Annotated in this window: 13 protein-coding genes; 4 read left to right on the plus strand and 9 right to left on the minus strand. The window is 34.8% G+C overall.

From position 1 onward, the window contains the following. Positions 1–85 precede the first annotated feature (85 nt). The 4 genes from C245_RS0110615 to prmA form a co-directional block, all read right to left on the minus strand. Positions 86–763: a lysoplasmalogenase gene (locus tag C245_RS0110615; protein WP_026109998.1), complete on the minus strand. Its 678-nt coding sequence runs from the start codon at positions 761–763 to the stop codon at positions 86–88. A gap of 7 nt (positions 764–770) precedes the next feature. Then, positions 771–2042 carry a sterol desaturase family protein gene (locus C245_RS0110620; protein WP_017496579.1) on the minus strand — a complete coding sequence of 424 codons (1272 nt, stop codon included), beginning with the start codon at positions 2040–2042 and terminating at the stop codon, positions 771–773. 64 nt (positions 2043–2106) lie between these two features. Continuing rightward, positions 2107–2382: an ATP-dependent Clp protease adaptor ClpS gene (locus C245_RS0110625; RefSeq protein WP_026109999.1), complete on the minus strand. Its 276-nt coding sequence runs from the start codon at positions 2380–2382 to the stop codon at positions 2107–2109. Positions 2383–2500: 118 nt separating this feature from the next. Beyond that, complete coding sequence (gene prmA, locus C245_RS0110630; RefSeq protein ID WP_017496581.1) at positions 2501–3334, minus strand: 50S ribosomal protein L11 methyltransferase; 834 nt, start codon at positions 3332–3334, stop codon at positions 2501–2503. 113 nt (positions 3335–3447) lie between these two features. Here prmA and C245_RS0110635 point away from each other — a divergent pair, with 113 nt between their 5' ends. Both C245_RS0110635 and C245_RS0110640 read left to right on the plus strand, forming a co-directional pair. Further along, positions 3448–4584: a hypothetical protein gene (locus C245_RS0110635; RefSeq protein WP_017496582.1), complete on the plus strand. Its 1137-nt coding sequence runs from the start codon at positions 3448–3450 to the stop codon at positions 4582–4584. After that, complete coding sequence (locus C245_RS0110640) at positions 4544–6883, plus strand: hypothetical protein (protein ID WP_017496583.1); 2340 nt, start codon at positions 4544–4546, stop codon at positions 6881–6883. Before C245_RS0110635 ends, C245_RS0110640 begins: the two co-directional genes overlap by 41 nt. 127 nt (positions 6884–7010) lie before the next feature. Here the strand turns inward: C245_RS0110640 and tpiA are convergent, their stop codons facing one another. The 4 genes from tpiA to C245_RS0110665 form a co-directional block, all read right to left on the minus strand. Further along, positions 7011–7763 carry a triose-phosphate isomerase gene (gene tpiA, locus C245_RS0110645; RefSeq protein WP_017496584.1) on the minus strand — a complete coding sequence of 251 codons (753 nt, stop codon included), beginning with the start codon at positions 7761–7763 and terminating at the stop codon, positions 7011–7013. Positions 7764–7834: 71 nt separating this feature from the next. Then, a complete protein-coding gene (locus C245_RS0110650) occupies positions 7835–8329 on the minus strand; it encodes a TlpA disulfide reductase family protein (protein WP_017496585.1) in 495 nt (164 codons plus the stop codon). A 418-nt stretch (positions 8330–8747) separates the two neighbouring features. Then, entirely contained in the window at positions 8748–9848 is a 1101-nt protein-coding gene (locus tag C245_RS0110655; protein ID WP_017496586.1) for a BT_3928 family protein, read from the minus strand. A 91-nt stretch (positions 9849–9939) separates the two neighbouring features. Further along, a complete protein-coding gene (locus C245_RS0110665) occupies positions 9940–10482 on the minus strand; it encodes a DUF1599 domain-containing protein (protein WP_017496588.1) in 543 nt (180 codons plus the stop codon). 318 nt (positions 10483–10800) lie between these two features. On the opposite strand from C245_RS0110665, the gene folP reads away from it, so the two are divergent. Beyond that, positions 10801–11625 carry a dihydropteroate synthase gene (gene folP, locus C245_RS0110675; protein ID WP_026110000.1) on the plus strand — a complete coding sequence of 275 codons (825 nt, stop codon included), beginning with the start codon at positions 10801–10803 and terminating at the stop codon, positions 11623–11625. A 66-nt stretch (positions 11626–11691) separates the two neighbouring features. Next, positions 11692–12339: a hypothetical protein gene (locus C245_RS0110680; protein ID WP_017496591.1), complete on the plus strand. Its 648-nt coding sequence runs from the start codon at positions 11692–11694 to the stop codon at positions 12337–12339. Positions 12340–12417: 78 nt separating this feature from the next. On the opposite strand, the gene rlmH is transcribed toward C245_RS0110680, so the two are convergent. Continuing rightward, positions 12418–12891 carry a 23S rRNA (pseudouridine(1915)-N(3))-methyltransferase RlmH gene (rlmH, locus tag C245_RS0110685; protein ID WP_017496592.1) on the minus strand — a complete coding sequence of 158 codons (474 nt, stop codon included), beginning with the start codon at positions 12889–12891 and terminating at the stop codon, positions 12418–12420.

Here is a 12891-nt window from a genome sequence, read left to right on the forward strand (position 1 = left end):
TAAAGTGTTTTTACTACAGATGATAAGGATTTAAAGATTTACGGAAAAAATGGTTGTAAATCTGTTGCATCACTACATTCTGCGGTTAATCTGCTTTTTTAGTATTTAGTTTTAGAATACCAATTACAATCAGATATTGTGCCACAAGATAGGTAAGCATTATAAAAAAGGAACTTTTTTCGATGGGAGCATGAAATTTATTGAAAGCCAAAATACTATCAGAAGTAACAAATGAAACTGCACCTGCTAAAACGTAAAGACTGCCTGTTTTTTTCCAAGTCAGACTGCCATTAAAAGCAAACAGCAGCATTGTCGAAATTACGGCTGCATAAATGATTACAGGGATTTTTAATTCACCTAGATTTGGCATCAAAAATAAAACCATTCCAACTAAATAAAAAGCGATAAGCAGGCTGCCAATTGCGAAAAGAACTTTATTGATAGTAGTATTTCTTTTTGTTTGTTTGTTGAAGAGGACGCAATACATGAGGTGAGCAATTAGGAAAAAAAGAAGCCCTAAAATAAAATAGATTTCACCAATATCAGCAAAAAGCAGAATTACATCACCCAGCCAGGAAAACAATAATGCTCCCAAAAGGATGTTTTTTGAAGGAAACTTTCCGTGAAAATAAACTCCGAATCCTAATAATGGTACCAAAACAGGTTTTAGAAACAAGTCCAGATTTTGGTATTCTAAAAACAAAATAATTAGATATAGAATACTGACAACGATAAAGGATTTAAAAAAATAGTGATTTCTCATAATCGGTTTATGAATTAACAGGTTGGTTTCGGTAGTTTTTAAAATCAATATTTACAAAGTAAATTGTAATTAAAAAGGATAAGGTCAAATAGGTTAAAATAACAGGATTACTAAAGGGGATAACTTGATTTAAGCCAAACCAGTCTCCATAGTACATGATGATGCCAATGGCAATACTAAAGCGTAAACCTTCCCAAAAAATGGCATATTTACTCTTGTCCATCAATTCGCTGTAACTGTAAATGGTAATCAGAATAAAAAATCCGTAGAGGAAGATATTGGGCAATCCGATTTTGGCAACATTATCAAATAAATACGTCACAAACAATAGCGTGATTAACATTTGAGTTACGGACCAGTAAATTAGTTTTTGTGAATTTTGAGTACCATATTTATTAAAGGCAAAAACATTTTCGATTTTGGTTACAGGATATTTTTCTTCAAAATTTTCAGGTCTCCAACCGGTGGGTTTAAACCAGATTGTGAGTTTGTCTTTCCAGTTTTCGGCACGCCAGGCATCTTTAAGCAGTAAAGTTAAATGCTGAAAATTAATTCGGATAGGATTCCAGGTTTGTGCCGGTCTTGTAATACCAAAAACAGGAGGAACATCGTCTAATTCGGCCTGAAAAGTACCAAAAAGTTTGTCCCAGAAAATAAAAATCTGAGAATGGTTTTTATCTAAATATTCAGGGTTTATAGCATGATGTACGCGATGATGCGAGGGTGTAACCAGGATGTATTCCAGAAACCCCATTTTTTTGATGTGTTTCGTATGGTACCAAAACTGCAGAAACAAATGGAGGGGCAGGGTAATGGCTATTACAGAAGCCGGAACTCCTAACAATGCGGCCGGAATTAATAAAAATGTAAACAAATTAACCAGACTTGCGATAGGCTGGCGTAATGCGCAGGCAAGGTTAAATTCTTCGCTGCTGTGGTGAATGGCATGTTTGTTCCAGAAAAGATTAATCTGATGTGCCCATCGATGGCTCCAATAACCATAAAAATCAATGACAAAAAAAGCAATACAATAAGAAAGTACATTGGCTTCCAGATGATAAAGCGCAATTTTAGAAACCAGCCATTCATATGAAATGAAGGTCAGACTCAATCCCAGGACGTCTTTGACCGAATTGGTAATTCCGGAGCTGATACTCGATACGCTGTCTATTAAAGGAGCGGTGTCGTTCTTTTTATAAATGCCGTATAATTTTTCGATTATAATTAATACTAAAAAAATCGGCGTTGCAATAATCAATATCTTTCCGTATTCTTCCATAAAAAAACGATTCTATTTTATTCAAATATAGAATAAAATAGAATCGTTTTTAAATTATTTGCAATTAAACAATTTCAGCGCTTAATCCGGCTTCCAAAAGTTGGGTACATTGCGGTTTTAATTTTTCAATAGGCCCTGTTTTTACAGTGCATTTTCCGTTGTAATGTACAATTAGGGAACATTGTTCTGCTTGCTCTGGCGTATGACTGCAAACACGCATCAAAGTGTCAATTACGTGGTCAAAAGTGTTTACATCGTCGTTGTAAACAATGATTTCGTTATTGAAACCTGTGGCTTCCTTTTCGCGAACTCTTTCTCTTACTTTTTCTTTAGTACTCATTTTTTTAGGTTTTTGTACTGTTGTAATTACTAATTTTTTGGTCACAGCGTGCACAGATTGTATCGGAATTTAAAAGATCGATATCTGTGAACTATTTAATAAACAGATAATTAACTATCTAATTTACGTATTTTAATGAAACCCAGTTATTTCTTTGAAACTTTTTAACATATGTTAAACCTTTTTCGGTGCAGGAAGCATCGATAAAAGGAATGTCTTCTTCATAAAAACCGCTCAAAAGCAATATTCCTTTCGGATTTAAACAATCAACATAACTTTGCATATCGTTTAATAAGATATTTCGGTTGATGTTAGCAATGATTAAATCGTATTTTTTTCCGGCTAGTAAAGCTGCGTCGCCTTCATAAACGGAGATGTGTTGGCAATTATTGCGTTCTGCATTTTCAATTGAGTTCAGGTAGCACCAGTTGTCAATATCAATAGCGTCAATTGGCTGAGCACCTTTCATTTCGGCTAAAATGGCTAAAATGGCTGTTCCGCAACCCATGTCCAGTGTTTTTAAACCTTGAACATCGATTTCCAGTAAATGCTGAATCATCATGTGTGTAGTTTCATGATGACCTGTTCCGAAACTCATTTTTGGTTCGATTACAATATCAAATTCAGCGTTTGTTTTCTCATGAAAAGGAGCGCGAACATGGCATTTTCCGTCTACATCAATAGCCTCAAAATTCTTTTCCCATTCCTCATTCCAGTTGACCTGATCGATTTCCTCAATGGTATATTCGATTTTGAATTCTTCGGATTGTAAAATATAAATGTCGTCCAGAATATTCTCGTCCCATAAATCTTTTTTCACAAAAGCCGAAATTCCGTTCTCCGTTTCTGTAAAAGTCTCAAACGCTTTTTCGCCTAGTTCAGCAATTAAAATTTCAGAACCCGGTTCTTTTGGTTCAATTGTAAAATGGTACCCTAAATATATATTCGACATAAAAAAAATTTTTGCAAAGGTAAGAATCCAAAGCAAAAGTTGTTCATAAATAATCAATATCCTTACCTTAATTAATGTTAATTTTGATTGGAATTTGTAAGGATTTTTAAAATATGAAGAATATCATTTTTATTTTGCTCTTTGTGGTACTTAACGGAGCAACTTGTGAGAAGGAACATGAAGTGGTTCGATCGTTTTGTTATTGGAAAACCGATTTGAATTTCGAAAACACAGACGATTCGTTGATAAAAGACTTGAAGGTAAAACATTTGTACATTCGTTTTTTTGATGTAGACTGGAATCCGTATGCTAAAGAACCTTTGCCGGTTGCCACCCTTCACGATATCAGATTAAATGAAAGCAATCCTGAAATTACCCCCAGTATTTTCATTACCAATGAAGTAGTTTTGAAATCCGAAAAAAAGCAACTGGACAGTTTGGCTGTGAGAATTGCCAAACGTATTGAACAGATAGGATTGAAAATGAATGATTCGAAAGCCGAGAAAATAGCCAGTTCGATTGTGTATCCAAAAGATTATTACAAGCAGGAGTATCGTAAACAGTTGAATTATGATTCGGTAAAATCGAGTGAAATGGCAAAATTGAAAGTTGATTTTAAAGAAATCCTGATCGATTGTGACTGGTCGGAAAAATCAAAAGACAATTATTTTTACTTGTTAAAGCAAATCAAAAAGAGCTATCCTGCGACTGCGGTTTCGGCTACCATAAGACTCTGGCAGTACAAATATGCTTCAAAAGCCGGGATTCCACCTGTAGATAAAGGTTTGCTGATGTGTTACAATTTGAGTAAACCGGAAGATTTTACTACCAAAAATTCCATAGGAACCAGCGAAGAATTGGCACAATATATTACACACAACCAATACGGTTTAAAGCTTGATATTGCTCTGCCATTGTACAGTTGGGCAGTTGTTTTCAGAGGCAATCAGTTTAAGGGGATTTTATCCGATTATGACAGGGTTCAAAATGACACCGTTAAATTAAAAAAAGTATCAGACGCTAAATATATATTACAAGACGACATTTTAGTGGGACAGACTTATTTGAGAAACGGGGACGAAATCAGGATTGAGAAAATTTCTGAAGACGAACTTGACAAAATGATTTCGATCGTAAAAAGTAAAATTCCAATCGACAATCAGACCAAAGTGACGTTTTTCTCTTTTGATAAAAAATACATCAACGATTATGGAACCCAAAATATATCCGGTTATTATGCGCGTTTTTAGCCCTTTACTTTTTATTTTTAGTGTTCAAGTCTCTTTGGCTTGTGGATGGAGTGTTTCGCCTGAGACCAGCAGACTGGCTTTGTTTAAAGCGCAAAGAGAAGGATTCTTTAAGCTGACACCTTTTTATTATTCGGCCGATAATTACTACGATACAAACACTGTTTCGGGGGCAGATCAGGAATTGAATTGTGCGGAGTGGAAGAAAAAACTGGGCAGTCAGGTCGATCCAAAAGACGTGCACGTTATTTTGTACGAAACGGATGCTGAGAAATTCGAAACCGCTTATGAAACGAAATCGCTGAAAAAAGTTTTTGATAAGAATACTTTCATTGAAGCCTTACTGCTTTCAAAAAACAAAGCGCTTCTCAATTACATTTTGTTTGCGAAAAAACTAGAATACAACAGTAATCCTGATGTAAAATGGGAGTCGTGGGGAAATATTGGTTATGACAGTAAAGATCATAAAATAGCCGATGTTAGCGATTTTGAAAAGAAAATCAGAACGGCAAAAGATTCTTTTTTGAAACAGCGTTATGCCTTTTTACTGTTGAGGTACAGTTTTTATGCCTCTGATAAGAATGAAGTGATTCGTTTGTACGATACTTATTTTGCAGAAAACAAAAACACGATCTTAGGCCCCTGGGCTTTGTATTATAAAGCTTTATGTGTTGAGGATTTAGCTTTGCAGAATTATTTGCTGAGTAAAGTATTTGTGTCCTGCGAAGAGAAATCATTTGCGGTTTTACAGCATTACAACTGGAAATTAACAACAGAGACTTTGGCATTGGCTCAAAACGATGAAGAGCGCAGTGTGATTCTGGCCATTGAAGGTTTACGCAATCCGGCACCGGGTCTGAAAACCATTCAGGAAGTTTATGAGTGGAGTCCGAATAGCTTGTATTTGAGTTTTTTGATCGGGAGGGAAGTGAACAAACTTGAAGATTGGATTCTTACACCCCAATACACCAATGATGGAACGCCTTCGGTTGTTTTTGACAGTACAGTCTGGTATGAAAACTATGCGAAAGCAAAGGAGGAGAATTTCAGGAAAGATATTTTGTATTTAAGGGAGTTGGAATATTATTTGATTTCCATCAGAGAGCAGACTTCGGGCGAGCAAAAGGACTATATCACAGCAGCGATTGCACAGCTTTGTTTTATAGGAGATGAAATTGATCTGGGAAAGAAATATACGGATATGATTTCAGAAAAAGCAAATTCTTCCATACAAATGCAAAAGAATATTCAGTTAGCATTGGTTTCTTTAAAGCAGGACGATTTGAAAAATAACGAAGTTCAAAATCAGCTTTTTAAATATTTTGATTCGGTTGAAAATCTGGTAGAGACCGATTTAGGTTTGTTTAAGAATTTATACAGTTTGTATCGAATCGCCAGCAAAGATTTTGCAGCAAAAGGTGATCGCGTGACAGCAGGTTTACTGGCGATGAAATCAGACATTAAAAATGAAGGAGAATACTCCGCCTACAATACACCTTATTTTTACAGTTATATCGGTTATTTCGATCGAAATAATGCAACTGAGGCAGATATAGATCGTTTGATAGCACTTCAGGAGAAAAAAGACAAAACGCCTTTTGAAAGGTATATCTGTTCAGGAACAATAGCGCCAAATGTCAATTATTATAAAGATCTGAAAGGAACGATTGCATTCAGAAATAATAATCTGGAGTTGGCTTACCAAACTTTTGCCAGTATGCCGAAGGATTTTTGGGAGAAAAATTATGCGTATAAAGATTTTTTAAACGAGAATCCGTTTACGCCCAAAATTTTGCAAAGAGATACAGAGCGAAAGTTTGACTATCGTTTCAATAAAGCCGATTTTATTGCGCAGTTGATTCAGCTGAAAAAACAAAATACAGCTACAAGCAATCTGAAACTGGCACATGCTTATTTTAATGTGTCGTATTTGGGTAATTCCTGGATGATGACTGCGTACGATTGGACATCGGGTGAATCGTATGTGGATTATGTGTATGGAGATAATTCAGAAAATGAAAAGAAGTATCAAAATGGTAATTACTATAGTTTAAGCATGGCCAAAATGTACTATGAGAAAGCCTTGAAAATGTCTAAAAATACAAATGAAAAAGCTCTGGCAAGTTTAATGATTTTTGAGTGCAATTATTACAACCACTACGCCAATATTGTTTCTGCAGAGGAAGAAGAAAAGAACCCGTTTAAAGCAGGGCAGGAGCTGATTAATTTCTATTCGGTTTATAGAAAAACGGCTGCTTTTCAAAAATACAATTGTCCTTTGTTAGAATCGTATCTTAAGTAATAGGGAGCAGACAGGTTATAAAAAAAGCGTTCGGGTTTTACGAACGCTTTTTTTTATGAGGTACTGAGATTCTAAGTTGCTGAGATTCTAAGTTTCTAAGATTCTGAGACTCTAATAATCTAAAGATCTAGATAGCAGTAACAATTGCTAAAAAGTCATCTGCTTTTAGAGCTGCACCACCAATTAGACCACCATCTACGTCTGGTTTAGAGAAGATTTCTTTAGCATTTTCAGGTTTAACAGAACCGCCGTAAAGAATAGAAACTTCATCAGCGATATCGGCTCCAAATGCTTTACGAACAACCTCTCTGATAAATTCGTGCATTTCTTGCGCTTGTTCCGGTGAAGCCGTTTCTCCTGTTCCGATTGCCCAAACCGGCTCGTAAGCCAAAACAATCTTAGACCATGATTCTTTTGCGATCTGGAATAATCCGTCACGCAATTGGTTTTCAACAATATTAAAGTGATTGTCAGACTGACGGTCTTTTAATTCCTCTCCAAAACAGAAAATTACAGTCATGTCATGTTTTAGAGCGGTGTCTACTTTATTTGCAATTAAGGCATCTGTTTCGTGAAAAATAGCTCTACGCTCAGAGTGACCCAGAATTACGGTATTTACATCCACACTAGTTAGCATGTCAGCAGAAATTTCTCCTGTAAAAGCACCGCCTTCAGCCTGATGAACGTTTTGCGCTGCAACACCGATAGTAGTGTTTTTTAATTTAGCAGCTGCTGCCTGCAAGTTTACAAAAGTTGGTGCTACAATTACTTGTGCAGTAGTTTGTGCAGGTATTTTAGCGATTAATTCGTTTAATAATTCTTCAGTTTGTGCTGCGTTTTTATGCATTTTCCAGTTTCCTGCGACAATCTTTTTTCTCATTGTGGTAGTTTTTTATTTTTTGCTTTTATTTTATTCACGTTTATCATTGCAATTGCAATGCATATTGCGGTTTATTTTAAACCTTTTAAGGTTTCATTGATTTTGTCAAAATCTTTTTCAATGGCACGATAGAGTACAATTTTCCCGGTTTTGTCTATAATGATGTATCTCGGGATCCAGTCTAAGTCAATTGCTTTTCCAAAAACACCTTTCATACCGTCGTTCATCATGAAATGATCGCCTTTTAATTCGTGTTTTTCAATTCCGGCTTTCCATTTGTCCGCAGTTTTGTCCGCAGAAAGGAATAAGTACGAAACAGTAGGGTTATTTGCTTGTAATTCTTTAAGCTGAGGCATTGCTTTTACACAGTCGCCACACCAGGAAGCCCAAACTTCGATTAACAAAGTTTTGCCTTTGTATTTTTTTAAAATGTTTTTGAAAGCAACCTGACTATCATCAGCTGCTAATAATTTTTCAGACAAAGCTTCTTTAGAAAAACTGGTTTTCTGAGCTTGTGAGCATGAAAAAGTGATAAATGCAATAAAGATTAGCGTTATTTGTTTCATAGTGGTAAATGATTTTGAACAAAGTTAAACAAACAAATGGAAAGCCAATCGGACATTAACAAAAATTGAAGACTCGTTTATTTTATCACAAATCAGCCAATTTCGGTTAAAAAAAGAGGAGTGAAATCGTAATAGTTGAGAGAATAAACTTCAAATTGGAATGAATTTTTAAAAGTAAATCTGTGAAAAAGCAAAAAAGAGAAATATTTTTTTGGGAACGATAAGTTTTTGGCGGGAAAAAAACGTCAGATTGACTTAAAAAAGGGCTTCTTGAAATACGTATTTAAGAGGTATTAAAAAGGAATCCTATGCCATTTTAGTGAAGGTATCTAAGAGGAGTAAAAAAACAAAGTCCGCAACGTTTTATAACTTTGCGGACTTTGCTAAGATCTTGTAACCTTTCAGGTTGAATGCTATTTTATAATTTTAAATCGCTGATATCGTTGTAATGTACTTTTTGAACGACAGTTCCTTTTTGCAGTACTACAATACTTGGATTAGCTCTTTCGATTGTTTTTAAAGTAGTGGCATCACAGAAATAGAAGTCAACATCTAAGCCGTATTGTTTTTTTGCTTTTGTAATTTCATCAGGACCTGAAGCGGTCATTGCAATTACTTTATAACCTTTGGTTTTCGCCTCTTTGTTCAGTATTTCTAATTTTTTCATTCCCTCAGGATTAGACAATGTTAAATCATACGTTACAAATACCAGTAATTTAGGCTCTTTCAATAATTCGTCTTTGTAATCAGAATCATCTTTAGTCATTGTAAAATCGTGAATTGGCGGTACATAACCTTCTGTAATTACTTTGTCTTTACGGTCTACAAACGTAGCACCTTCCGGAATGTTCATCAGGTCTTTTTCTGTAAACTCTTTATCAACACCATTTACTTTGTAGATGAAAATCATTTCAACAACAGATTTTGGTGCACCTTCCGGAATTTCCATTCCCTTCTCGATATTACTTCCTACTTTATACGGACGGAAATCTTTGATCGGATTATGGTTGAGTACCCAAACAGCCATAATAACACATAAAACGATACTTATCAAAGTAACAATATTCGTGACTGCTTTTGAAAATAAAGGTTTTACCAGTTTTTTATTGATGAACAGTATCAGAATAAAGAATAGTAAAACAATATCTTTTGTAAAAGATTGCCAAGGCGTTAAGTGAAGCGCGTCTCCGAAACATCCACAGTCTTTAACTACATCAAAATAAGCAGAGTAGAAGGTAAGGAAAGTGAAGAAAACGATTAGCAGCAGTAAAGCCCAAATCGTAAGTTTTGATTTGTATCCTACCAATAACATTACACCCAGAACTACTTCCAGAATTACTAAAAAGATGGCTAATCCTAAAGCCAATGGCTCCAGAAACGGCATGTTAAAAACCGGCTCACTGAAATACTCGGCTAATTTATAGGAGAAACCAACCGGATCGTTTAGTTTAATCAGTCCGGAAATAATAAAAAGTACTCCGACAAATAATCTGGAAAATTGGGTAATGATGTTTTTCATAAAAATAATGATTTTAAAATTCCAAAACTAAAATTCCAAATTCCAACTTTTCAAAAAAATTTTTGGGGTTTGGTATTTTTAAAATTGAATTTTATTTAGTGATAGGGTTTAGGATTAAAGCAAAAACAGAATAATTAATCATATCCTGATAATTGGCATCGATGCCTTCAGATACTATAGTTTTTCCTTTATTGTCTTCAATTTGTTTTACGCGAAGTATTTTTTGCAGAATCAGATCCGTCAGGGAACTTACGCGCATGTCACGCCAGGCTTCGCCATAATCATGATTTTTGGCTTCCATTAAGTCTTTGGTTCGTTTTACCTGAGCATCGTACAATTCAGTTGCTTTTTCAACATCTAAATCTGGCTGATCGACAACTCCAAGTTCTAACTGAATCAGTGCCATGATCGAATAATTGATGATTCCAATGAATTCGCCTTTTTCATCTTCGTCTATTTTACGGACTTCATTTTCCTGCAGACTTCTGATTCTTTGTGCTTTTATAAAAATCTGATCGGTTAAGGATGGCAATCTTAATATACGCCATGCACTGCCGTAATCTTTCATTTTATTAATAAACAAAGTACGGCAAACCGTAATTACATTATCAAATTCAAGGGAAGTATTCTTCATTTATTGCTGTATATTTGCTAAAAATTTCTTCAAAAATAGGGATAATATTAAAGAGTTTCAAGTTTCAGGTTTTCTTTGTTTCAAGTTTTTTCTAAACAAAGTGTTAATGCCCGATTTTGAAACTATAAAATATAAAGTTTCAGGTTTCAAGTTTCAGGTTGACGCAGATCGTGTAGTTTTCTGAACTTGAAACCTGGGAAGGGTTTAAAAAAGTTTCAGGTTTCAAGTTGATACAGATTGTGTAAGTTCCGGAACTTGAAACCTGAAACTTGAAACAAAGAAAACGTGAAACCTGAAACAAAAATAACAAAACAAACCATGACAATTAATTGCAAAGGCCAGCTTATAGATTTATCGATTCCTAAAGTAATGGGGATTTTAAATGTGACACCCAATTCTTTTTTTGACGGTGGAAAATATAAAAATGAAGATGAAATAATTGATCAGGTTGACAAAATGCTTTCTGAAGGCGCTGCATTTATTGATATTGGCGCTTATTCCAGTAAGCCGAGTGCAGAATTTGTATCAGAACAAGAGGAAATTGAACGAATTGTTCCTGTAATAGAGTTGATTTTAAAACATTTTCCAAAAGCTTTATTGTCAATTGATACGTTTAGAGCCGAAGTTGCCAAAGCAAGTATCGAAAGCGGTGCAGCCATTATAAACGACATTGCGGCAGGTGAACTTGACGATAAAATGTTTGAGGTGATTGCCAAATACAATGTGCCATACATTATGATGCACATGCGGGGCAATCCGCAAACGATGCAGAGCCTCACACAATACGATGATATTGTAAAAGAGATGTTGTTTTATTTTTCTGAGAAAGTGAAACGTGCAAGAACTTTAGGAATCAATGATTTGATTTTAGATCCGGGTTTCGGTTTTGCCAAAACAACCGATCAGAATTATGAAGTAATGCAAAAAATGGAGCTTTTTAATATATTAGAATTACCAGTTTTAGCCGGGATTTCAAGAAAATCAATGATTTATAAAACGCTTGATATAACGCCACAGGAAGCTTTAAACGGAACAACGTTTTTAAATACTATTGCATTAACAAAAGGTGCTAAAATTCTTCGTGTTCACGATGTGAAGGAAGCGGTGGAATGTGTTACTTTGTTTAATAAACTGAATATTTAAACGATAGATTTGTCATTCCTCGGAATGACAACTTTGTGTGAATTTTATATATTAAAAAAATAAATTATGAAATACTTTTCTCTATTTATAATCTGTCTTTTATTCTCTTGTGGAAAAAAAGAGGACGTTTTACTTCCAAAATCGAATGTTACAATCGTAAAAGATGTGGAAGATCTTTCACCGATTTATATCTTCTTTAAAACCGAAGGAAAAGATACCATCGCCGATGTGAACCGAAAAAGCAGCATTATTTCAACCAATTGGATTTTTAATATTGACAAGCGTCTGCCTTTAAAATTGGTCATTCCGGAAGTAATGAAATTACAAGAGAAAAAGCGAGCTGACAGTGCCCATAAAAACGAAAATGCTGAAAATTATTATTCCTACGCTGATTCGATCGGAAAGAATCTTGCTTTTATACCTTTCACGAAAGTGTATTATAAAATGGAGATTGCCAATAACAGAAGCCAGTTGTATTTTAAAAAGAATGGAATGATACGATACAGCGGAAGAAAAACATATGATTTCCCTAAAAATGATTTGCCAAAGTTTTTAGACAGTTTAATCATCAATCCAAAGGCTGAGATTAAGTTTTCGTACGATAAAAACATGACTTTTGGAACGTATATTCAGTGTAAAATATTGGTAAAAACCATAGCTGATAAAAAGATCCCTTTTGTTTTTATAAACCAGGAAGAAGAGTTTGTGTTTTAGCTTTAGGCTTTAAGCTGTAAGCAATAAGTTGTATTAGCTAAGAAGAGCAATTAACAATTAATAATTATCAATTGATAATTATTGATGGTGATAAGGTTCGTTCCTTAAAATAGTAAATCCTCTATACAGTTGTTCAATAAAAAACAAACGTACCATCTGGTGGGAAAACGTCATTAGCGAAAGCGAGATTTTGCCTTGTGCCTTACTGTATACCGTATCTGAAAACCCATAAGGACCGCCAATTACGAAGACCAGAGTTTTGATTCCCGAATTCATTTTCTTTTGTAACTCTTCAGAAAAACCAACACTGGAGAAGTTTTTGCCGTTTTCGTCCAATAGAATCAGCTGATCCGTTGATGAGAGTTTCGACAGTATCAATTCACCTTCTTTTTCTTTTTGCTGACTTTCGGATAAATTCTTAACATTTTTGATATCCGGAATAATTTCCAGATCAAATTTGATATAAAACGACAAACGTTTGGTGTAATCGTCAATCAAAGTTTGAAGCGATTTGTTGTCTGTTTTGCCAATGGCGATAAGTTTGATATTCAT

Origin of the sequence: Flavobacterium sp. WG21 (assembly GCF_000335775.1) — a bacterium.
GTDB lineage: Bacteria > Bacteroidota > Bacteroidia > Flavobacteriales > Flavobacteriaceae > Flavobacterium > Flavobacterium tructae.

What these genes read in the sequence shown, in the direction of transcription:
- C245_RS0110615 (WP_026109998.1), bottom strand. Translation starts at nt 763, where the DNA reads ATGAGAAATCACTATTTTTTTAAATCCTTTATCGTTGTCAGTATTCTA.
- C245_RS0110620 (WP_017496579.1), bottom strand. Translation starts at nt 2,042, where the DNA reads ATGGAAGAATACGGAAAGATATTGATTATTGCAACGCCGATTTTTTTA.
- C245_RS0110625 (WP_026109999.1), bottom strand. Translation starts at nt 2,382, where the DNA reads ATGAGTACTAAAGAAAAAGTAAGAGAAAGAGTTCGCGAAAAGGAAGCC.
- prmA (WP_017496581.1), bottom strand. Translation starts at nt 3,334, where the DNA reads ATGTCGAATATATATTTAGGGTACCATTTTACAATTGAACCAAAAGAA.
- C245_RS0110635 (WP_017496582.1), top strand. Translation starts at nt 3,448, where the DNA reads ATGAAGAATATCATTTTTATTTTGCTCTTTGTGGTACTTAACGGAGCA.
- C245_RS0110640 (WP_017496583.1), top strand. Translation starts at nt 4,544, where the DNA reads ATGGAACCCAAAATATATCCGGTTATTATGCGCGTTTTTAGCCCTTTA.
- tpiA (WP_017496584.1), bottom strand. Translation starts at nt 7,763, where the DNA reads ATGAGAAAAAAGATTGTCGCAGGAAACTGGAAAATGCATAAAAACGCA.
- C245_RS0110650 (WP_017496585.1), bottom strand. Translation starts at nt 8,329, where the DNA reads ATGAAACAAATAACGCTAATCTTTATTGCATTTATCACTTTTTCATGC.
- C245_RS0110655 (WP_017496586.1), bottom strand. Translation starts at nt 9,848, where the DNA reads ATGAAAAACATCATTACCCAATTTTCCAGATTATTTGTCGGAGTACTT.
- C245_RS0110665 (WP_017496588.1), bottom strand. Translation starts at nt 10,482, where the DNA reads ATGAAGAATACTTCCCTTGAATTTGATAATGTAATTACGGTTTGCCGT.
- folP (WP_026110000.1), top strand. Translation starts at nt 10,801, where the DNA reads ATGACAATTAATTGCAAAGGCCAGCTTATAGATTTATCGATTCCTAAA.
- C245_RS0110680 (WP_017496591.1), top strand. Translation starts at nt 11,692, where the DNA reads ATGAAATACTTTTCTCTATTTATAATCTGTCTTTTATTCTCTTGTGGA.
- rlmH (WP_017496592.1), bottom strand. Translation starts at nt 12,891, where the DNA reads ATGAATATCAAACTTATCGCCATTGGCAAAACAGACAACAAATCGCTT.